19 protein-coding genes are annotated in these 22,211 nt (G+C 43.0%); 16 read left to right on the plus strand and 3 right to left on the minus strand.

The window, feature by feature from the left end; all coding sequences use genetic code 11:
- Positions 1 to 476 precede the first annotated feature (476 nt).
- From ACHUFI_RS18865 to ACHUFI_RS18880, 4 genes are all read left to right on the plus strand, one after another.
- Positions 477 to 1,460, plus strand: coding sequence for a CobW family GTP-binding protein (locus ACHUFI_RS18865; protein WP_394251952.1), 984 nt, complete (start codon positions 477 to 479; stop codon positions 1,458 to 1,460).
- A 182-nt stretch (positions 1,461 to 1,642) separates the two neighbouring features.
- Entirely contained in the window at positions 1,643 to 1,993 is a 351-nt protein-coding gene (locus ACHUFI_RS18870; protein ID WP_394251954.1) for a hypothetical protein, read from the plus strand.
- Between the two features lie 271 nt (positions 1,994 to 2,264).
- Positions 2,265 to 3,551, plus strand: coding sequence for a DEAD/DEAH box helicase (locus tag ACHUFI_RS18875; RefSeq protein WP_394251956.1), 1,287 nt, complete (start codon positions 2,265 to 2,267; stop codon positions 3,549 to 3,551).
- 68 nt (positions 3,552 to 3,619) lie between these two features.
- Entirely contained in the window at positions 3,620 to 4,240 is a 621-nt protein-coding gene (locus tag ACHUFI_RS18880) for a LysE family translocator (protein ID WP_394251957.1), read from the plus strand.
- A 29-nt stretch (positions 4,241 to 4,269) separates the two neighbouring features.
- Here the strand turns inward: ACHUFI_RS18880 and ACHUFI_RS18885 are convergent, their stop codons facing one another.
- The gene (locus ACHUFI_RS18885; protein WP_394251959.1) at positions 4,270 to 6,780 is read right to left on the minus strand and encodes a histidine kinase dimerization/phospho-acceptor domain-containing protein; all 2,511 of its coding nucleotides are present in this window, start codon (positions 6,778 to 6,780) and stop codon (positions 4,270 to 4,272) included.
- Between the two features lie 686 nt (positions 6,781 to 7,466).
- Here ACHUFI_RS18885 and ACHUFI_RS18890 point away from each other — a divergent pair.
- Positions 7,467 to 8,321 (plus strand): MIP/aquaporin family protein, encoded by an 855-nt coding sequence (locus ACHUFI_RS18890; RefSeq protein WP_394251961.1) that lies wholly within the window; start codon positions 7,467 to 7,469, stop codon positions 8,319 to 8,321.
- 93 nt (positions 8,322 to 8,414) lie between these two features.
- Positions 8,415 to 9,932: a glycerol kinase GlpK gene (gene glpK, locus ACHUFI_RS18895; RefSeq protein ID WP_394251962.1), complete on the plus strand. Its 1,518-nt coding sequence runs from the start codon at positions 8,415 to 8,417 to the stop codon at positions 9,930 to 9,932.
- Between the two features lie 159 nt (positions 9,933 to 10,091).
- On the opposite strand, the gene ACHUFI_RS18900 is transcribed toward glpK, so the two are convergent.
- A complete protein-coding gene (locus ACHUFI_RS18900; RefSeq protein WP_394251964.1) occupies positions 10,092 to 10,346 on the minus strand; it encodes a hypothetical protein in 255 nt (84 codons plus the stop codon).
- Between the two features lie 268 nt (positions 10,347 to 10,614).
- Here ACHUFI_RS18900 and ACHUFI_RS18905 point away from each other — a divergent pair, with 268 nt between their 5' ends.
- The 5 genes from ACHUFI_RS18905 to vctC all read left to right on the plus strand — a co-directional run bounded on the left by ACHUFI_RS18905 (position 10,615) and on the right by vctC (position 14,874).
- The gene (locus tag ACHUFI_RS18905) at positions 10,615 to 11,202 is read left to right on the plus strand and encodes a DUF4136 domain-containing protein (protein WP_394251966.1); all 588 of its coding nucleotides are present in this window, start codon (positions 10,615 to 10,617) and stop codon (positions 11,200 to 11,202) included.
- A gap of 97 nt (positions 11,203 to 11,299) precedes the next feature.
- Positions 11,300 to 12,208 (plus strand): siderophore ABC transporter substrate-binding protein, encoded by a 909-nt coding sequence (locus tag ACHUFI_RS18910; RefSeq protein WP_394251968.1) that lies wholly within the window; start codon positions 11,300 to 11,302, stop codon positions 12,206 to 12,208.
- Between the two features lie 24 nt (positions 12,209 to 12,232).
- Positions 12,233 to 13,168 (plus strand): iron chelate uptake ABC transporter permease subunit VctD, encoded by a 936-nt coding sequence (gene vctD, locus ACHUFI_RS18915; protein WP_394251970.1) that lies wholly within the window; start codon positions 12,233 to 12,235, stop codon positions 13,166 to 13,168.
- Positions 13,161 to 14,111 carry an iron chelate uptake ABC transporter family permease subunit gene (locus tag ACHUFI_RS18920; protein WP_394251972.1) on the plus strand — a complete coding sequence of 317 codons (951 nt, stop codon included), beginning with the start codon at positions 13,161 to 13,163 and terminating at the stop codon, positions 14,109 to 14,111. The genes vctD and ACHUFI_RS18920 overlap by 8 nt, the downstream gene beginning before the upstream one ends.
- Positions 14,112 to 14,118: 7 nt before the next feature.
- Positions 14,119 to 14,874, plus strand: a complete 756-nt coding sequence (gene vctC, locus ACHUFI_RS18925; protein WP_394251974.1) for an iron chelate ABC transporter ATP-binding protein VctC — start codon at positions 14,119 to 14,121, stop codon at positions 14,872 to 14,874.
- A gap of 13 nt (positions 14,875 to 14,887) precedes the next feature.
- Here vctC and ACHUFI_RS18930 read toward each other — a convergent pair whose 3' ends face one another.
- Positions 14,888 to 15,880 carry a helix-turn-helix domain-containing protein gene (locus ACHUFI_RS18930; RefSeq protein ID WP_394251976.1) on the minus strand — a complete coding sequence of 331 codons (993 nt, stop codon included), beginning with the start codon at positions 15,878 to 15,880 and terminating at the stop codon, positions 14,888 to 14,890.
- Positions 15,881 to 15,996: 116 nt separating this feature from the next.
- On the opposite strand from ACHUFI_RS18930, the gene ACHUFI_RS18935 reads away from it, so the two are divergent.
- The 5 genes from ACHUFI_RS18935 to ACHUFI_RS18955 all read left to right on the plus strand — a co-directional run bounded on the left by ACHUFI_RS18935 (position 15,997) and on the right by ACHUFI_RS18955 (position 22,190).
- Positions 15,997 to 17,997 carry a TonB-dependent siderophore receptor gene (locus tag ACHUFI_RS18935; RefSeq protein ID WP_394251978.1) on the plus strand — a complete coding sequence of 667 codons (2,001 nt, stop codon included), beginning with the start codon at positions 15,997 to 15,999 and terminating at the stop codon, positions 17,995 to 17,997.
- An 11-nt stretch (positions 17,998 to 18,008) separates the two neighbouring features.
- The gene (locus ACHUFI_RS18940; protein ID WP_394251980.1) at positions 18,009 to 18,302 is read left to right on the plus strand and encodes a DUF2218 domain-containing protein; all 294 of its coding nucleotides are present in this window, start codon (positions 18,009 to 18,011) and stop codon (positions 18,300 to 18,302) included.
- Positions 18,303 to 18,477: 175 nt separating this feature from the next.
- Positions 18,478 to 20,478, plus strand: a complete 2,001-nt coding sequence (locus ACHUFI_RS18945) for a methyl-accepting chemotaxis protein (RefSeq protein ID WP_394251982.1) — start codon at positions 18,478 to 18,480, stop codon at positions 20,476 to 20,478.
- Between the two features lie 190 nt (positions 20,479 to 20,668).
- Positions 20,669 to 21,838: a serine hydrolase gene (locus ACHUFI_RS18950; RefSeq protein ID WP_394251984.1), complete on the plus strand. Its 1,170-nt coding sequence runs from the start codon at positions 20,669 to 20,671 to the stop codon at positions 21,836 to 21,838.
- Between the two features lie 106 nt (positions 21,839 to 21,944).
- On the plus strand, positions 21,945 to 22,190 hold the full coding sequence (locus ACHUFI_RS18955) for a hypothetical protein (RefSeq protein WP_394251986.1): 246 nt from the start codon (positions 21,945 to 21,947) through the stop codon (positions 22,188 to 22,190).
- The last annotated feature ends 21 nt before the right edge of the window (positions 22,191 to 22,211 follow it).

The raw sequence follows: 22,211 nt of genomic DNA on the forward strand, positions 1-22,211 counted from the left end.
TGATTGTACACCTGGATGAATTGTCGCCACATCGGCAATTGCGAAACCTATCTTTTCAAAAATGAAAGAAACTAAAGTTTGATAGATGAAACTGTGGAAGATAGCTCACAGTTTCGACTCTTCTATAGCTCCTAGCTTGTTTTTTCGAGAAAATGAACCATAGTTAAATTGTAAAGCAACATAACGAACCGCAAGGAGAAGTGAGGTTTTACACACAATTTGGATGGATTCAAAAAACCAATTCTAGTTCCTCGTAATATGTTCAGGTCGCATCAATAGACTTCCTGATTCGCGAACTCACGATTGAGTAACGAGGGTAAGGCGTACTTTTAAAGGTACGCCTTTTGTCTTTTGCGCTCTCTCAAATCTCTTTTCTGCTTCTTTGTCTTTACCTTTCTGTTTAGTTTCAACCATATAGTTAAGTGGCTAAAACACTTCTAATGCGTATATACTCGAAAGAAAAAAGGAGTATACACATGGTCTCAAAGGTCCCAACGAATATCATCACTGGCTTTTTAGGGGTAGGTAAAACCACCTCTATATTGAACCTGCTTAAGAATAAGCCTGAAAATGAAAACTGGGCAGTTTTGGTCAATGAGTTTGGCGAAATCGGGATCGATGGCGCATTGATGACAGACCAAGGTGCAATGATCAAAGAAGTGCCTGGTGGGTGTATGTGTTGTACCGCTGGCGTACCTATGTCGGTAGGGATTAACGCTTTATTACGTCAAAAACCCGATCGCTTACTTATTGAGCCAACGGGGCTTGGTCACCCTAAACAAGTGATTGCGACACTGACTTCAGAGCAGTATCAGCCATATGTTGATTTAAAAGCGACACTTGGCTTGGTCGATCCTAGAAACCTAAGTAACGAGAAATACACGAGTAACCAAAACTTTAATGACCAACTAGACAGCGCAGATGTTGTGATCGGTACTAAAGTGGATTTGGTTCACTCTGAAGACATCGATGTATTCAATGACTGGGTGACTAACCAATCGCCTTCCAAGGTCTTCAGTAAGTTGATACATCATGGTGAAATTCCGTTAGAAGTGCTAGATATCGAGCGCGTACACGGAAGTGCATCTTTTGGAATAGAAGCGCACCACCACGAACATGCTTCACAAGAACCTCAGTTTGAACTTCCGCCAGGCAAGGCTTTCATCCGTAAAGAAAATAAAGGTCAGGGCTACTTCAGTTGTGGTTGGTTGTTTGGCGCAGAACATCAGTTTGATTTTGACCAACTGTTCTCCATGCTTTCTGATTTAACAGCGGAACGAGTAAAGGCCGTTGTTAACACCACACAAGGTTGCTATGCATTTAATGTTGCCAATCAAGTGGTTTCGGTAAATGAAGTGGGTTTAGAAGGCTTCGAATCTCGTTTGGAGGTGATTGACTCTCAGTTGATGCCTTGGGAAGAGCTAGAAAAAGTTCTACTTAAGCTCTGTGATATTGAATAATGTAAGCGAATAGTTTTTATAACATGGAGTTTCTTATATATAAATCATTATCAGTGTGAGGTGGTTTATATATTATCGGAGTGTTGTTCTGTATTTGGCTCTTTGGGCTTTATTCGGTTTGATATTCTGTATAATGTCGCTGCTGGTTGTTATCCCATTACTTAATATACAGTTGTGACCCTATGAAAAAGACTCTATTTACTATTGCGGCTTCGATTACTTTATCTGCTTGTTCGACTCAAGTTCATGTTCAATCAAATAAAACGATTAAGTTGGAAGAGGGTATAGACCGCCCGTTAATTCTTGCTAAAGCAGGGGCTGGCTTATACAAAAAGATTGGGGTGACAGGTGAATACGAATTGTATGAACCAGTGGCTGCAGAGCGCAGAAACTATGCCGGAAATAAGCATCAATACATTGGTGTAATTGATGCTGGTACTGTGGACTCATTGGTTTGCTTGCCTGATAGCTTGAACTTTTTCCATTGCTCGAAAAAGAAAACCACCGTTGTGATCGAAGAAGGCGAGCTGTAACTGTTTGCCCTCGTTCTATTTGTTGAAAGCTCATCATAATTTGATGGGCTTTTTTGTTTTGGATCCTTCTAAAAATCAGAATTTGTGACGACTTTGTTTACATAAAAGGCGCAGAGGATTCATACCTCGCTCAAACGAGCTGATCTAAAGAGATATATGTGAGAAAATTTGCGTTATATCACGATAAATGTGAGATAAATCACTCTAATTCCTTTATAGTGCACGGCTAAAGTTTAGAAATGTAGGCTGTCTGCTTAAGGAACCCGTAACAATGTCATTTTCCTCTCAAGGTTTTGCCCCAGAACTTGTAAAAGCTCTTACTGAATGTGGCTATGAGAAACTCACGCCAATTCAGCAAAAAGCGATCCCGATGGCTCGTAAAGGGCATGATATTTTTGCAACTGCTCAAACTGGTACGGGTAAAACCGCTGCGTTTTCTTTACCTGTTATCCAACACCTTTTAGACAGCGGTAAAACGGCTTCTCGTGGAACGGCTCGCGGCCTGATCCTTGCTCCAACTCGTGAGTTGGCTGCTCAGATTGCACAGAACATTAAAGACTACGTGAAATACACCTCATTAAGCGTTGCGGCTGTTTATGGCGGTAACAAAATGTCTTCACAGGTTCGTCAGTTAGATTTGGGTGTTGATATCCTAGTCGCGACCCCTGGACGTTTAGAAGAGCACTTAGAAGCGGGCAATGTGTCTATTTCTAATCTTGAATTTTTAGTTTTTGATGAAGCTGACCGTATTCTCGATATGGGCTTCATTAACGCCGTCCGTAAAATTATGCTAGATGTGGAAACCTCTCCGCAAATCATGATGTTCTCAGCGACAACGTCTACTCAACTAAACCAGCTATCTGTCGATATTCTTCGTAAGCCTAAGCGTATTAGCGTAGAGCGTGAGAACAGCACCGCAGCAACGGTTGGCCACGTGGTTTACCCTGTTGATCAAGAGCGCAAAACAGAGCTGTTATCTGAGCTAATTGGCCGTAAAAACTGGAAGCAAGTTTTAGTGTTTGTTAACTACAAAGAAACGGCAAACGAGATCGTTAAAGAGCTAAAGCTTGATGGTATTAAAGCTGTACTTTGTCATGGTGATAAGGCACAAAGTGCTCGCCGCCGTGCTCTTGATGATTTCAAAGAAGGTAAAGCGCGAGTAATGGTTGCAACGGATGTTGCAGCGCGCGGACTAGATATTGAAGATCTACCTCATGTTATTAACTATGATATGCCTTTCCTTGCCGAAGATTATGTGCACCGTATTGGTCGTACGGGTCGCGCTGGAAAACAAGGGCACGCTGTTTCTTTCGTAAACCGCGAAGAAGAGTTAACGGTAGTTCAAGTTGAAACCCTTATTCAACAACGTATTCGTCGCGTTGAACAGCCGGGTTATGAGCCGAAAAAACGTGATGCCTATATTGAAAAGTTGAATACTAAATCTGCGTATAAGAATCGCCAAGGCCGTAAGAACAACCCGAACGAAGATAAACCAGATCAAGCATCCGCTGAACGTCGTTTAGCGATGATGAATCGTATTAAAAGTCGCCGTAAATAATTGGCACTTTAGTTAAGTCAGAAGAGCCACCTCGTGTGGCTCTTTGTGTTTTTGAGTAAGAGGCGAAAATGGACAGTGCACTTCTTTGGGCTTTTATCCCGACATTTTTCTTTGTATCCATCACACCAGGTATGTGTATGACGTTGGCGTTAAGCCTGGGCATGAGTATTGGCTACAAACGTACTTTGTGGATGATGATTGGCGAACTGGTGGGTGTGGCGGTCGTATCCGTTGCGGCGGTTCTCGGTATTGCCTCAGTCATGCTGAATTACCCTTGGCTATTCACTGCATTTAAGTTTGTGGGTGCAGCCTATTTAGGATACCTCGGGATTCAAATGTGGTGTTCAAAAGGGAAACTAGCGATCAGCGCTGACAGTCAAGAAGTCAAAGTTGGCGGAGATTGGGATCTCGTCGTTCAAGGCTTTGTGACGGCAATTGCGAACCCGAAAGGTTGGGCTTTCATGATCTCACTACTTCCCCCTTTCATTAATAGCAGCGCTTCACTAGCGCCTCAGCTGTTTATTCTTGTGTCGATCATTTTGGTTTCAGAGTTCGTGTGCATGACTTTGTATGCAACCGGGGGTAAAGGCCTGAAGCAACTGCTTGGCCAAGCCGACAACGTAAAATTAATGAATCGAATAGCCGGTACGTTGATGATTGGTGTAGGCATTTGGTTGTTCGTAAGTTAAGCCATTACGAATAAGTGGCTGATACGATTTTAGGACAAGTACTTATTGATGATGCTCGAGAACTTTTCACGGTCTATTGGCTTTGATAAATACTCGTCCATTCCTGCCTCTTCACACTGCTGAATATCTTGCTCTAGGATACTCGCCGTAAGTGCGATAATGGGAACCGCCCGTAATTGGTGTTGTTGCTCGTACTGACGTATTTCTCGAGTAGCGGTGAAGCCATCCATGACGGGCATCATGCAATCCATCAGAATTAACTTGAACTCTCTTCCGGCGCGTATTTTATTGATGGCTTCCTGCCCGTTAAACGCAACATCGAACGTAAACCCAAGTTTAGTGACGAACATTCCGGCGACTTGAACGTTGACGGCGTTGTCCTCAACGATCAGAATTTGCGCGCTGCTAGTAGCTTCTGCGTGTAAAGGCTCTTCAGTTTTCGGTATTGTATCCGCAACATTGTCGTTCAGCGGATTATTGCTCATTGCATTCTCAAGAGTCGAAATGAATCGATGCCCCAAAATAGGAAGTTTCACGATACCTGTGACCGCTGGTGGAGGGGGGGCCAATGAAGCGTACATATCTTGCAAAATGATGATTGGGGTATCAGGCCACGTATGAGCAATTTCAAGAAGGTCACGATTAGTTTTCGTGTCATCGGTATGGTGATAAATAAAAATATCGCATGGCTTTAAAGAAACTAGGCTCGTGACCACTTCACGGTGGTAGATACCATAAACCGTCATTTCTTCCAGTAGCACGTCACGCACTGTTGGCGTTGAGGTAATGACCGATATCCGGGCCTGAGCAACAGTTTCGCTAATATGGTGAGTGCGCGAGAATACTTTTGTATTGAGCCCAAAATAGAAGTGGCTTCCTTGTCCTTTTTCCGATTCAACATGAAGTTCACTACCCATTAATGACACGAGTTTACTACTGATGCTCAAGCCGAGGCCGGTTCCTCCAAATTGTCGGGTAATGTTGTCGTTTTCTTGGGTGAAAGGGGAAAAGATGTAACGCTGCTTGTCTTTTTCTATCCCTACGCCCGTATCGATGATCGAAAAATGTATCTGAATTTCGTCATTGCCACTTTTCGAATGAGTCTCTTTATTTACTTCACCCTCTGCGTTCCTATCTGGAGTGATATTACTATTATCACCAACAGATACTTTTAATGTGACTTTGCCTGCTTCGGTAAACTTTATTGCATTGGCTGTCAGGTTTAAGAGGATTTGACTCAGTCTATGCTCATCTAGAATCACGCTGGCAGGGACATTGGAAGCGATTGCTATCTCAACGTCTAGCTCCTTCGAAATTGCTCGCGGAATGCAGATCGCCGCGGTATCAAGAATGACTTGTCTCACATTTGTTTGGTGAGGTGTGATTTCTATGCGTCTAGCTTCTATCTTAGATAAGTCTAGAATGTCGTTAATCAACAGCAATAATGATTTTGATGAGGTTTCTATGGTCGCTAGATATTCGCGTTGATGAGGATCTAAGTGAGTGTCAGACATAATGTCTGACATCCCGATAATGCCATTGAGTGGAGTGCGAATTTCATGGGACATGTTCGCTAAGAATGTACTTTTTGCTTTGTTAGCCGACAGAGCTTGTTTTCGGGAATTTTTTAAACTTTTCTCTAAACGAATAATAGAGAAAGATAAGTACAAAAGAATCCCTACAAGCGAACCACTGAATACCGATAAGCTTAAGCTTAGATTGGCCTCTATCTCCTCCATTCTGTCTTGTATGAGCCTTGGAACTTCTCTGTGGAGTTTGGATAGCTCCTTTTCAACAACGTGAATCGCATTACGTAACTGTCCGTGTGCACCACTGTTATGGTTATATCCAAGTTCTTCGTACGCTCGCTGAAGTTTGTAAAACGAATCTCTATAATTTAACACGTCATTTATTTGCACTGATCGTGCACTTTCTGCATGTAACATGACGCTATCGAATCCTTGTTTTACATTCTCTAGCTCGGCGGTGGAAAATGAGCGAAAGAATCGATAAGCGGCATTGTCGCACTGAATGACGGCTTGCAAGAGCTCTGGAACGCCAGACTCAGAGGCTATTTGTAGCAGTTGATTCTTTGCTTCATTGTACTCCCATAATAACCCTTGGTTATTCGCCCCTTTGATTTGAATAATGAGTCGAGAGAGTTCGTAGAAGGTGTCCGTGTAAGTTTGGATAGCGTCGCGAATTCTATCGGGAGAATATAAAATTGGCAGATCTGCCTCGTTCATGAGTTTATAAATCAAGTGGGTGCTTTCTTCTAACGCCTCAATTCTACTTTTCACCAAATGTATATATTTTGAGTCCACCCTCGAAATAAAATCCTTTTCGGCTCGTCGAACGTACAGCATGTGCTGGGACGAAACCTGAACTTTGTTAAATAGGTTAATGAGTCCGGCTTCTTGGTCTTTGTAACTGCTGTTAATCACGATGTAAATCGCGAGCAGAGTAATGATAGCGATACTGGCGAACGTCAGTTGAAATTGAATAGAACGCTTGTAATGACCGGATCCCGGTTTTTGCATTGATGAACTCCATGCCTGCTGTAACACAAAATGTAAGCCCGTTTAACCGTTTAAATTGTAGTGCATGTGAACGATTTAGCTTGATTGAGGAACGGCAATTGAAGGAAGTTTGAATCACATCGATTTTTCTGTCTGATTGTTTTGAGGGGGTGAATGTTCGTTTTGCTATTCATATAAGCAATTAACAGTTTAAAGAGCTCCTTTTTGGAATGTTTTGTTTGTAAATGCTCGTTTGAGCAAGGTCTTGTAGGCGTTTTTCGTAGATGGAAATGTGTTGTCACTCGAATATTGTTAGGGGTGTTATAGCTCGATGCTGTTGAGTAACCACAGCTTTGAAGCAAAAAAGTAGTTACCAAGCATTAACAGTTTTGTTAATAGTTCGCTATAAGCTAGATAAACAAAGGTGTTCAAGATCTGGTCAGATGAGCTTTTTGTTTGGCTAACCCTAAATGGGTATAAGGAGTTTTTGCTCTATTTACTTGGTCTGCGTTATTTAACATTTTGTCTTCACGTATGTTACAAAAGTGTGTTCGAACGCTCATTTTTGTTTCGTGTGGGTTTTCGAAAAGAAACATATATGCAGAATGTAACCCGTGCAGTGAACATGCATATATGTCTGAAGAACTTCTGAATCCCCCAATTTTTGAAGCATCTTGGATATTACAATAATGAAAAAGGACCCTACGATGACAAATAAGAAACAACACACTCTTTTTGGAGAGTGTCTTGCCGAATTTATCGGCACTGGCTTGCTGATATTTTTTGGTGTGGGCTGTGTAGCGGCATTAGTGCTAGCTGGCGCTCAATTTGGCCAATGGGAAATCAGTATTGTATGGGGCTTCGGTGTCACCATCGCTATCTACTGTACCGCTGGCGTATCAGGCGCACACATTAACCCGGCAGTGACGATTGCACTTGCGGCATTTCATGGCTTTGATAAGTCGAAAGTACTGCCGTACATTGTGGCTCAACTTTCAGGTGCATTTTGCTCGGCAGCGCTGGTTTACAGTCTATACAGCAACTTATTCGTCGATTATGAAATCGCACATAACTTTGTACGAAGCAGCGAAGACGCTCTAGCAACTGCTGGTATTTTCTCGACCTATCCACACGCTTCACTTTCTTTCTTTGGCGCTTTTGCGGTGGAATTCGTGATTACAGCGGTACTAATGTTCGCAATCTTAGCATTAGGTGATGAAAACAATGGTGCTTCACGTGGGGCGATGAACCCTCTGCTGATCGGTATTCTAATTGCCGTTATCGGTGGTTCACTTGGTCCACTGACTGGCTTTGCGATGAACCCTGCTCGTGACTTTGGCCCTAAACTCTTCGCTTACTTTGCTGGCTGGGAACATGCCCTAACTGGTGCTCGTGATATTCCTTACTTCATCGTGCCTGTTCTTGCTCCTATCGCTGGTGCTTGTTTCGGTGGATGGTTATACCCGAAAGCAATCGCCGCATACTTACCAGTAGAAGGCCAAGGCTGCACGATTCCAAATCAATGTGAAGAAGAAGCTGAAGTTAAACAAGCAAACGCATAATTCAAACTCTATCGATTTAGCGCGCTTCGCTTAGCGAGTGGGGCGCCAGTAATCAACTAAAATTATAATGACAGAAACAAAAAGGACACCACTATGACTGAGCAAAAGTATATCGTTGCCTTAGACCAAGGAACCACTAGCTCTCGTGCCGTAATTCTTGACCACGATGCAAATATCGTGAGTGTGTCACAACGTGAATTTACTCAGATCTACCCAGAAGCGGGTTGGGTTGAACATGATCCTCTAGAAATCTACGCGACTCAATCATCTACATTGGTTGAAGTACTTGCTAAATCAGGCATTCGAAGTGATGAAATTGCAGGTATCGGTATTACGAACCAACGTGAAACAACTGTTGTATGGAATAAAGAAACAGGCAAGCCAGTTTATAACGCGATCGTTTGGCAATGTCGTCGTACTGCATCGATTTGTGAAGAGCTAAAAGAGCGTGGACTAGAAGATTACATCCGCGAAAACACAGGCTTGGTACTAGACCCTTACTTCTCAGGTACGAAAGTTAAGTGGATTTTAGACAATGTAGAAGGCGCGCGTGAAGATGCTGAAGCCGGTAAACTGTTGTTTGGTACGATTGATACATGGTTAGTTTGGAAAATGACTCAAGGCCGTGTTCACGTAACGGATTACACGAACGCTTCACGTACAATGATGTTTAACATCAACGATATGTGCTGGGACGAGAAAATGCTAAAAGAGCTTGGCATTCCAGCATCTATGTTGCCAGAAGTTAAGCGTTCATCAGAAGTGTATGGTCAAACGAACATTGGTGGTAAAGGCGGTACTCGTATTCCAATCGCTGGTATTGCTGGTGACCAACAGGCGGCGCTTTACGGTCAGATGTGTGTAGAAGCTGGTCAGGCGAAAAACACATACGGTACAGGTTGTTTTCTATTGATGAACACAGGCCAAGAGAAAGTAACGTCTAAAAATGGTCTGCTTACAACACTTGCATGTGGTTCGAATGGTGAGCCTGCTTACGCGCTTGAAGGTGCGGTATTCATGGGTGGTGCATCTATTCAATGGTTACGTGATGAAATGAAGCTACTAGCAGATGCGAAAGATTCAGAATACTTCGCGACTAAAGTGGATTCGTCAAACGGTGTTTACGTTGTTCCTGCGTTTACAGGTCTTGGCGCACCATACTGGGATGCTTACGCTCGCGGTACGATTGTAGGTCTAACTCGTGGCGTTAACTCTAATCACATCATTCGTGCGACATTGGAAGGTATTGCTTACCAAACTCGTGATGTACTAGATGCGATGCAAGCGGATTCAGGCATTAAGTTATCTGCACTTCGCGTGGATGGCGGTGCGGTGGCGAATAACTTCCTAATGCAGTTCCAAGCTGATGTACTGGACACGCAAGTTCGTCGTCCTAAAGTAACGGAAGTAACGGCACTTGGTGCAGCTTACCTTGCTGGTCTAGCGGTTGGTTTCTGGGATGGTGTTGATGAACTAGCAGACAAAGCCGAGCTAGATCGTAGCTTCGAACCTCATCATGATGAAGAGAAACGTAACCGTCGTTATAAAGGTTGGAAGCGTGCTGTACGTTGTGCTCAAACTTGGGCAGAAATGCACGACGACGAAGACTAAGAGAAAATCATGCAGCTCTGTGGTAGGGCTGCATAGGTAAGATTTGAGAGTAATTAGTAGGTATTACTCTCTTTGCTCAAGAAAAAGCTCAATAAGTAAAAAGCCCAAACAAATGTTTGGGCTTTTTATATTGGGTGTCTCGATTTTAAACGGTTGGCATTAAGCCTTTGCTTCTTTTAAAGAGTCAGCTTTCTTCTCTTGTTGCATTTTTGCAAGGAAGTAGATGTTCACACAAGCGATGAAACCATTTGTCGCCACAACCGGCCAAGCATCAATCATGACACCGTATGCGGTGAACAAGCCACAACCGATAAAGTTAAGTACGCGCAAACGAACAATGTCCTTCATTGTCAGTGAGATAGCAACCATGATAGATGCTGCGTAGCCTAAGATTTCAACCATATTGAATTCCATTATTTGATCCTCTTAATTTGCCGATTGTCTGTCGGTACCAATTCTTCTCATCTTGAGAATATTGAGGAAGCTCCGTGCCTCGAATGGTCTGGTTATATTAACTGTGGTGAACTATAACAAGCGTGAATTTGTGATGAAACCCCCAAAATTGGCATAAGTGAAGGTTAGCGATTACGCAAACGTTTAATAGTATTTCCTATCGATAAATTACTGTTTATGTTGAGAGTAATTCCCCCGAAGGCATTGATTGAACAAAGGATGGTTGCATATGGGTTCGAGAGCGATTCGACGTGTTACAAAATGGTGTGTTTCTCTAAGCTTGGCTGGAATGTTAGCGGCTTGCACGACAACAGTGCCTGTTGATAGCCATGATTATGGAATGGTCACCAGTGGTGACTTTTCATTCATGAACAAGAATGTAAAAACCTACTCTTGGCATCCGAATTCCGAGCGCGCTTATTTAGCTAATGACATCGATAGTACAGAAGTAACCGACATGGTGAAAAAGGCCATTGAAACCGAAATGCACTTGCGAGGTTACCGTTTACAAAAAGGTCAAAGAGCAGGGGATGTCATTATTGGGTTTGGTTTGGCGGAAGAGTCGGTGCTGAAAGATTCAACGATCTTCGATTACACCAAGCTTTCAACCGGGATTCCTTTTTACGATAAAAGTGGCAATAAAGTGGATAAAGGGTCTTTATATATGGTGATGTATCGTCCAAATATGACTCAGCCATTGTGGCAAACGCTCGCTCAAAGTGGCATAGAACAGGGCTTAGCCAAGCAGCAACGTAAAGAGCGAATTACTACCTATATTTCTATGATTTTACGCGACTTACCGAAAGTAAACCCTTAATCATCATATTGCTATTAAAGAAAATTGCCGTTATATTTCGCAATCTAAATGATAATGAATATCGAAATCATTACCATAAATTCATCTAAGGATTGCTATGAACCGCCAACTTTCAACAGCATTAATTTGCTTGTTTTCGTCAGCAGCACTGGCTGCACCAGTCACTATTGAACATAAGCTAGGCAAGACAACATTAGAGCAAAGCCCAGAAAGAGTTGTTGTTATTGGGGTAGGAGCTTTGGATGCCTTAAATGCATTTGGTGTTGAGCCTGTAGCGGTGGCGAAAGCGGGCACGTTACCGAGCTATCTGAAAAAGTACTACTCAGATGACTATGCATCTGCGGGGAGCTTATTCGAACCGGACTTTGAAAAGATTTATATGCAAAAGCCGGATTTGATCATCATTGGTGGTCGTGCGGCAGAAAAGTACGACGAACTGACGGACATTGCCCCAACAGTATTGTTTGCAGCGGAAGACGGGCAAGGCTACTGGGAAAGCACTCAAGAGCAGTGGCGTAAGCTAGCTAAAATCTTTGACAATGCCGACAAAGTTGAACAAACGATCGACAAGCTAGATGCTGAATTTAAACAAATTAAAGCGTATAACCAGAAAAATAATGTCGATGCCTTAACGGTGATGAGTTCAGGGAATAACATCACTACCTTTGGTGCTCAGTCTCGATTCTCTTCTATTTATAAAGATTTTGGCTTCTCTGAAACCGTGGAAGGCATTAAGCCAACGCGCCATGGTGATTTGATTTCTTACGAGTACATTCGTAATGCTAACCCAACGACATTACTAGTGATTGATCGTAATAAGCTAGTGAATAAAGGGGAAAGCACAACCAAGCAAGATTTTGAAAATGATTTAGTGAAAGCGACCAGCGCTTATAAAAATAATGCGGTGACTTTCCTTGATGTTAATGCTTGGTATTTGTCTATTTCCGGCGTGACGGCGACGGAGCAAATGGTTTCAGATGTAAAACAGTCAATCGGGCTAAAGTAGAATCTTCTTGAGCAGAGGTTAACTTTGAAAAAGTTATTGCTTGTTCTACTGCTGTTAAGCCTTGCCTCATTATTTGTTGGGGTCAGTGATGTGTCACTAGCAGCGATTGTTGCTGGTGACCCACAAGCGATAGAACTTCTTTTCACAAGCCGGTTCCCTCGGCTTCTTTCGATTTTGTTAGCGGGTGCAGGTTTAAGTATTGCTGGTTTGATTATGCAGCAAATTAGCCAAAACCGTTTCGCGGCTCCTTCCACGTCAGGTACGTTTGAATGTGCCATGCTTGGTTACGTATTAAGCCTAGTCCTATTTGGTGATGGGCAAAATCTACTCGTTATTTTCGGTGTATCGATGGCGGGTACATTATTGTTCGTTCAGCTTATCAGCCGAATTCAATTTAAGAATGCTGTTTTTGTTCCTTTAATTGGTCTGATTTTCGGTAACGTTGTCGAATCAATGGCGATGTTTGTCGCTTACAAGTTCGATGCTGTACAAAACCTATCAGGATGGGCGGTCGCTAACTTTGCCAATTTGCTAATGGGCGATTATGAGCTGCTATTTATCGCTGTCCCAGTTGCGCTCTTGAGTTATATGTACGCGACAAGAATTTCAGCCGTGGGAATGGGGAAAGACTTCGCGGTGAACTTGGGATTGAAATACCAACAAGTTTTGATTATTGGGGTTCTTTTGGTTTCCGTGATGTCTGCGACTATCGTCATGATTGTCGGTCAGCTACCTTTCTTGGGTTTGATCGTGCCTAATATTGTTAGCCGTTTTTACGGTGATAACTTGCGTCGAAATATCCCTATCACCGCCATTGCGGGAGCGCTGATCGTACTAGTGTGCGACTTGGTTGGCCGAACGATAATCTTCCCTTATGAAGTGCCAATTTCTATGATTATTAGTATCTTAGGCGGGGCTGTGTTCATTTACCTTGTATTGAAAGGTGAAAAGCATGCGTGATTCTAGCCGTTTACTTCTACTGCTCTTAGTGGCAGTGCTCTTTGCTGGTTTGTTTATCGGCGTGGGGCTGACAGCAGACAACTATGAGTATTTTCTTTCTCGCCGAGTTCCTAAAGTACTAGCCATGATTCTCGCTGCTGTGGCTATCGCTCAATCCTCTTTGGTGTTTCAAACCATCACCAATAATCGGATTTTGACACCAAGTATTATGGGCTTTGATGCCCTATATATATTGACCCAAGTCTTGATCGTTGTACTTTTCGGCGGTTTAAGTGTGATGGTGATTAATCCGTTCTTAAACTTTGCGCTGTCGACCAGTTTAATGCTCATTTTCTCATTGTTGTTGTTCACGTTTTACTTTCGTAAACAAAGAGCCAATATTTTAGTGCTGCTTTTGTTGGGTGTTATTTTTGGTCAGCTCTTTGGTAATGTCGCTTCGTTCTTGATCATGCTGCTTGATCCCAATGAATTCGCATCGGTCTTGAATAGCATGTTTGCGAGTTTCAATAACGTAAACGATGATTTGGTTTATTGGACAGCTCCTGTTCTAGCTTTGGTCAGTATTCTACTGTATCGGTTAAATAGGCAGTTAGATGTACTTTGGTTGGATACCGATAACGCGATCAGTTTAGGTGTCGATGTAAGGAAAATAACTCGATATTGCCTAATTCTGTCAGCCATATTGATTGCCATTTCGACCGCTGTCATTGGGCCAATCATGTTTTTTGGGTTACTGGTAACGAATTTAACTCGGGAATGGTTCAGTTCGTATCAGCATAGAATATTGCTTGTTGGGTGCTCGCTTTTGTCTGTCGCGATACTGTTAACGGGGCAGTGGATGGTTGAGAATCTATTTGAATTTGAAACCAAGCTTAGCGTTGTAATTAATTTTGTGGGAGGGATTTATTTCCTCTCGATGCTTGTTCGAAACAAGGTGATATAGGCCTACCATGATTCAATTGGATAAACTAACGAAGTATTTCGGAAAGCACACGGTTGTCGAACAAGCGAGTGCAAACTTTGAAAAAGGAAAAGTCACTTCGATTATCGGCCCAAATGGTGCTGGAAAAAGTACGTTGCTTTCAATGGCTAGCCGACTAACAGAAAAAGACGGTGGTAAAGTCCTTATTGATAGCAAAGATCTTGTTGATTGGGATACGAAAGCGTTGGCTAAAAAGTTGGCGGTTTTACGGCAAGCAAACTCGATTACCATGCGGTTTACTGTTCGTGAAATGGTCTCATTTGGTCGCTTTCCTTATTCGCAAGGGAAGTTAACGGCTCACGATGAGAAAGTAATCGAACAAGCTATCACTTACTTGGGTCTCAACGCTATTGAGAATAAGTACTTAGATGAACTGAGCGGAGGGCAAAGGCAATTGGCGTTCATCGCGATGGTCATTGCTCAAGACACGGATTACGTGTTCTTGGATGAACCGCTTAATAACCTAGACATCAAACACTCCCTTCAGATCATGAAAAACATTCAGCGCTTAGCGCACGAAATGAATAAGGCAGTAGTGGTTGTGATTCATGACATTAACTTTGCGTCATGCTATTCAGACAAAGTGATCGCGTTGAAAAAAGGCAAGATTGTCGCCAATGGCTCTGTAGAAGAGGTCATTGAAGAACGCGTGCTTGAAAGCATTTACGACACGCCTTTTAACGTTATGACTGTCGAAGGAAAAAGGATGTGTACCTACTACTAGTGAGCGTTATCGCTTAACTTAGGTTCTCATTTCGATCTAAAAAGCCTGAAGGTGAATACCCGAAGGCTTTTTTAAACGCATTAGAAAAGTTTGAAGGGTGATGGTAACCCGCCTCATATGCCGCTTCTGTTATCGTCATCGAGCCTCTCTCAATATGTTGTTTAGCTACCTCTAGGCGTCTTTGCCTAATATAAACCGCGGTTGTGACCCCAAGCTCTTGCTTAAAACGCCTTTGCAGGTTCGATACGCTCATCATCATATGTTCGGCAATGGTTTCTAAGCTTATCTCTTCATTTAGGTGGGACTCGATGTAATGAATCGTGTCATTGATTTTTTGGTCTCTATCGTGAACTTTGTTATCGAATGCATTTTGGAACAGCCTAGATTCTAATTGTTCACACACTAAGAGGATCAATTGCTGTACGGTTATTTCAGTTGCGAGTGAATTCAGAAACGAAGGGTTGTTTTCATTTTCAATAACTTTACTCGCGAGCGACACCATTTCAGTGGTCACTTGGATATTTTGAAACGCCTCTGACGTTTCGAGAAAAGGCATGTTGTCTGCTAAGTTACCGCTAAGTTGTTTCATCCACTGCGGAGACATCATGATGTTGAGTTTGGTGACTTGGTTCCCGGCGTTAATTTTTCGCCTAAAGTTGGTCGGTTTATCTAGGTTTACAATGATCGCTTGCGGTGAGTGCTCTGCATTTAACGCAAAGTTTAAGTTGTTGTAGCCGAATTCTATTTCCCCTTCTAAAAGCAGCGTAATGATGACAGAAGAGGGCGCTACGGAAACGACTTCGGAATCACTGAGCTCGACGGCTTTACTTCCATGAATAGAGTAGTGCTCCCCACATCGGTAAGAAACGAACTGACCTTGTACCAATGGTGAGTCGACATTTTTCCTTGTTCCAACAATCAGTTGCTTCTCAGAATCTTCAATCTTCTTGGTTAGCGCGACTTTCTTTACCGCTTTTCTAGGACGGATAAGTTGTTGGTTTGCCATTTTAACGTTCCTCATAACAGTTATGCGTTTTTGCATAACTCATTCAGCTATCTATTAATGAAATTGAAACTTAACATGTTTGCGAATTATTATCATTTGTATTTAGGAATAGTTTCATGGAAACGGCGAATATCACTCCCAAAAGAAAGACACTACTTGGCTTTGCGATCGCGATGGCGTTAAGTGGTGGTTCACAAGCTCAAGAAAGCACAGACTTTGAAGAAGTCGTTGTGTGGGGGACGAAAGTATCCAGTAGTTCAGAATCGGTATATGCGGAAGACATGTCTCTGAAGCAAGCCGATCATATGTCTGATTTATTGCGTGATATTCCTGGTGTTGATGTAGGGGGCACACACTCAGTTAACCAACGAATTAACATTCGAGGGTTGGGGGAAACGGATCTTGATATTCGACTTGATGGCGCATCTCAACACGCCAACATGTTCCACCATATTGGAAACCTGACATTAAACCCTGACATCATTAAATCTGCGGATATTCAGGTCGGTAACAACTCAGTGACGCAGTCTGGTTTAGGTGGCGCGGTTTACTTTGAAACAAAAGATGCTACAGATTTGCTGCGTTATGATGAGACATTCGGTGTCCGTGTATTTGGTGGCATTGCGTCGAACAATAGCGAACAAGGATCTGTCACGGTATTTGGCAAGCTATCAGATAAAGTGGATGCGCTTGTTTATGGTCACGGTGTTAGCCGAGATAACTTCGAAGACGGTGACGGCGTTGAAACGTTCGGCGCGGAAGGCGACGTGTACAATGTGTTAGCGAAAGTGGGCTTTGAACCGTCGGACTTACATCGTTTCCAACTGAGCCTCGATATGTATCGTGACAGTGGGGATTATAACCCGCGTCCTGATATGGCAGGCTCTGCAAATAACGTGTTTACGGGTGATGACCTGGTTCCTACCGATTATGACCGTGACACCTATACAGCGACGTACCAACTTCGTGGTGAGAAACATACAGGCAAAGTAAACATTTACTCTAGTAGCACTGAAATTGTGCGCGATGAATCGGTGATCACAAATTGGCGACCAACTCGTGCTTCTGAAAATAGCGCTGAAAACGAAAACTTCGGCATCAATACAAAATTCCAGTCTCAGCTTGCGTTAGCCGGGTTAGATAACTCTGTGGTGTATGGTGCGGAATACTTAGATAGAACGACCAGCAGTGAATACGGCAGTGAGAAGTTTATGGAAGAATCCACGACTTCAATTGCGGTCTTTGTTGAAGATACGCTGTACCTAACTGACGACTTGTTTGTAATGGCTGGTTTACGTTATGACGACTATCAACGCGATGCAGTGACGAGTGATAAGAGTTTCAATGAGGTGACATGGTCGCTCGGCGCCGATTGGCAGTTTGCGAATGATTGGGCAGTGTTTGCCAACACACGCTCTTTGTTCAAAGGCCCAGAGCTACTTGAAACTTACATTCGATACCAGGACGTGGCTTATGTTGATGACGACATAAAAGCGGAGACTGGTCAAAACACGCAGGCTGGTCTGAGATTTGATAAACAAATCGATAGCCACTATGTGGGTGCAACGTTTACGGCATTCAAAACCACCATTGATGACTACATTACAGAGGCTTATCAAGGTGCGACGGGTTCTTACCGAATCTATAACCTTGGTGATGCGGAAATCGAAGGCTTTGAGTTGAGTGCGACTTACGGCTACGAGATGTTCCACTCGAAAGTGTCATTCTCTCGCTCTGATAATGAAGATGTAACGAATGGTGGGCCTATCATCGCTGGTAACGGTAATAGTAGCGACATTGGTGACAGCATTGCGGTGACTTTAGACTACCAAGCTGATTCCATTGATACTCAGTTTGGCTGGACGTCAATTGTTGTACTGGAAGAAGATAACGTAGTTGAAGGAACTGATCCAAAAGAAGCGTACGATGTGCATAACTTGTATGCGCAGTGGCTACCTGCAGATGTTGAAAACCTAAGTGTTACTTTCGGTATCGATAACATTTTTGATGAGCTTTATGTTTCTCATGCTTCAAGAAGTGGACTAGCTCGTACAGCGGTTACCGATGATTATGAACCAGGGCGTAACTACAAGCTGTCTCTTGCTTATCAATTTTAATGTGATTCATTATGACAACAGTATTTGAAACCAAAGTCGAGATCCACTCTTCAAACGCGAGTAAATACCTAACCGTGTTATGCCGTCACTTTGCTCGGAAAGTGTCGGCAGATTGGAGCGATACTCAAGGGGTAGTTGAGTTCCCAGTGGGAACTAGTCGATTCTTAGTTAATGACCAGTCTGACATGCTCACGATTGTATGCAGTGCCAGCAATCAAAAAGAGCTTGATGTTCAAAAGTCGATAATAGAAGGACATGTTCACTTGTTCTCTCGACGAGAAAAGATCAGTTTAGAGTGGCAATAAGCTAGTCTGTTAAATAAGGGTGACATTAGTCACCCTTATTTTTTTGGACGAATAGCCTAAGTAAGGCGGCAGTTATAGTCAGCTAAGGCGATAGTAGTCACAAGGTGTTTTGTAAAATGTTAACATTTCATTAACTCGTGATATATTGTCTCAAATTCAATAAAGGAGCTTAGGGATGAAGCTTTCGATATCCAGTAAGTTACAGTTAGGTTTTCTGTTACTTGTCGTACTTTTTATCGCATCTGCAAGTTTTACCTACCGCAGTGTTAGTACTGTAGAACAACACACTCACTCATTGCTGACAACAGATTTACCCACCGTCGATACCAGTCGCGCTATCGGACAATCCGTGCAGGCCAGTTTGTCCACGGTGAGGGCTTATATGCTATTAGGCAATGACGAAGTGCTTGGTCAGCAGCAGCTAAATCACCTTACAGCAATCGCAGAAGAAACGGCTGCGACTATCCCGACATTGGAGCAGCACTTATCATCTGAACGTTACGAGCAAATATTGATTCAGTGGCAAGATTTCAGTCAGTCGTTATCTGCGTTAAGCGAATTAGCGCACAGCGATGAAAACTTGCTAGCCCACAATTTGTTTATTAATGAAGCCGCCCCTATTGCTGAAGTCGCGCTCGATCAGTTGCAAGGTCTGATTAACGATGAAGCGTCCAATAAAGAAGGGGGTGAGCGTAAGCGTTTATTCCGCTTATACGCTGACAGTTATACGTCGCTTGCTAATGCACTAGCTTCTATGCGTGACTTTTTGATTTATGGCCATGACGACTACTTAAGTAAGTATGCTGACTTTATCAAGTCCCATGAAAAATCAGTGGCAGAAATTGAAAGTAAAGTTGATTTACTGTCCGGCAGTGATAAAGGGCTTTGGGAATTGTTCAAAGAAATGCAGCAGTTGTATTTTCCTTTGGCAGAACAAGTCGTTGCGTTACGCAAATCTTCGGATTGGAATAAAGCGAACGCTTATATGTCGAGCGTGGTGATCCCGAATGCAACCAAGCTTGAACAAAGTCTAGATAAGATCGTATCGGACCAACAAAGAATCGCGGACCAGAGCGGACAAGGTATCCAAAAAAATGTCCAACAAGTAAGTACCTTGCTGATTGCAGCTGCTTTAGTTGTATCCTTAATCGCTGTATTCGTCGCTAGATACCTCGGACGCAGTATTGGTTCTAGGGTTTCTAACGTTGCCAAGCGTGCAGAGTTGATCGCTCAAGGTGATGTTTCCCAACCGAACCTAAAAATATCCGGACAAGATGAGCTAACGACTTTGACGGTATCGATCAATCAGATGAATGATTCATTACGCGACATTGTCCAAGGGGTAACAAGAAAAGCAGAGCAGGTCGATTCAAGCATGGCCGAACTACTTCAATGTAACCGTGACACAATTGATGAAGTCGACAATCAAAAAGTGAATATTGATCGAATGGGGCAGGAGATTGGAGAAGTCTCTCAATCGGCGAATAATACTGCGGTATTAGCCCAAGAATCGGTGCAGTCATTGAGTGATTCTCAGCAAGAGCTAAGCGAAGGTGCGTCTGCCTTAGATCATAATCGAGAGGTAGCGATAAAGTTGGATGAAACCATTGATAAAGCCAATCGACTCGTGAGTGAGCTGAGCAAAGAAAGCGAAGCAATAGGACGCGTTACTGAGGTGATCGAAGGTCTAGCGGAACAAACCAACTTACTTGCCTTGAACGCCGCGATCGAAGCTGCTAGAGCCGGCGAATATGGACGTGGTTTCGCTGTCGTCGCAGATGAAGTTCGTTTACTTGCAACTCGGACTACGGAATCTACCACTGAGATTAATACGATTGTTAACGCGATTCAAACGTCGACATCTTCTGTGGTGAAAGAGATTGAACTGAGCCAAGGCTTGGCAAAAGAAGGAGCATCTCATACCGAGCAGGCTGTAGAGAAGTTAAACTCAACCACAAACTTGATTGCTACCCTAAATGAGCAAATGTTGAATTTAGCGTCTGCCGCCGATCAACAATCGAATGCCACACAAGCGATTACAGAGCTGGTGGATGGAGTGACTCATTCAGTCGAAGGAGTATCCAGTATTAGTCAGAACTCAGATAAAACAACCAACCAAGTTCGAGACCGAGTGACTGAGCTTAATCAAGAGATGGATAAGTTCAAACTCTCTTAACTAAGTAGATTATAGAAGCTTATTCATATCGTTAATCTATGAATAAGCTTCCTTTATTGAAGAGTTTTAATATCTTTTGGACTGCTAAATGTAACTAATTTTAGATTAACGTAAATCTTAGTAAACTTACCCTATATTCTGCTGTGGCTTGGATATACTGAAATAAATGATTTTTCAGGATATCTATCAAATGAACTTCTCTCTTAAGCTTCCTCTTGTTCTCATTAGCTCAATGTCATTTGTTTCTTCAGCTTTCGCAGCGCCAACTATTGTTCCTGATCCTCCAACGCTTGGAGCGAAAGGTTATGTGTTAATGGACTTCCATTCCGGTGAAGTCATCGTTGAGCACAACTCCAACACACCACTTAACCCTGCAAGCTTAACCAAGCTGATGACAAGCTATGTCGCTGGCCAAGAAATGCTAAGAGGAAACATTTCTGAAAATGATAAAGTCAGAATCAGTCAAAATGCTTGGGCAAAAAACTTCCCCGATTCTTCGAAGATGTTTATCGAGGTGAATACCGACGTAAACATGATGGATCTCTATCGAGGTTTGATTGTTCAGTCGGGTAACGACGCGAGTGTGGCAATTGCAGAGCACGTGGCAGGCTCGGAAGGGGCGTTTGTCGGCTTAATGAATTCATGGGCTGCGAACCTCAATCTGACCAATACCCAGTTTGCCAATGCACATGGCTTAGATGCTGAAAATCTCTATTCTACACCTTACGATATTGCTCTGTTAGGACAAGCCATCATCAAAGATTTACCTGATATCTATAGCCTCTATAGCGAAACCTCTTATACATATAATGGTATTACACAGTACAACCGTAACGGACTTCTGCGTGATAGAAGTATGAACGTTGACGGAATGAAAACTGGTTACACTTCTGGCGCTGGGTACAGTTTGGCAAGTTCTGCGACACAGGGTGACATGCGCTTGATTGCGGTTGTGATGGGGGCGTCTAGCGCGAAAAGTAGGGAATCAGAAAGTAAGCAGCTTTTGAGTTATGGCTTCCGTTTCTTCGATACGGTTAATCCACACAAGAGTAACGACCAAGTCGCGGTTGAACGCGTGTGGTATGGAGAGGCTGATAGCATCAAGCTTGGTGTGGCAGAAGACGCTTATGTCACGCTACCCCGCAGTGACCGAAATAAACTGACGGCATCGGTAGAGTTGAACGGTGAACTTAAAGCGCCTATCGAAAAAGGGGCAGTGCTTGGCCTTGTTCATTACACTGTCGATGGAGAGGATGTGAAATCACAACCTTTAATTGCGCTCGAATCAGTGGAAAAAGGAAGTTTGTTTAAACGACTGCTTGATACCGTTAAGTTGTTCTTTGCAGGACTCTTTTCTTAACCTAAGCCCCGATTAGTTATATAGCTCGACAAATTGATTCGTTGAACCAAAACTGAAACGTCGCTTTTGATAAGCTCATGATTGTAAACACAATAGGAGCTAAATCATGTTAGATCCAATGGCGATTTCAAATTATTTAGGCGGGTTATTGATTGCGTTAGGGCTTTATCCTTTTGTCCTAGTCGGAATTCAGTTTGCAGTTTTTGAGGAAAAAAAGCGGCGTCGAATTACCAATTGGTACAACGCAGCCTGCTTTGTTTTGGTAGCGGTATTATTCTACTTACACATGCAGACAGAAGTTATCTACGGGAAGTCGTTGCTCGATGCTTGGCATGCACAAAACCCAGAATAACCGAAAAGGCGAAGTCATATG

Origin of the sequence: Vibrio profundi (genome assembly GCF_043642225.1) — a bacterium.
GTDB lineage: Bacteria > Pseudomonadota > Gammaproteobacteria > Enterobacterales > Vibrionaceae > Vibrio > Vibrio profundi_A.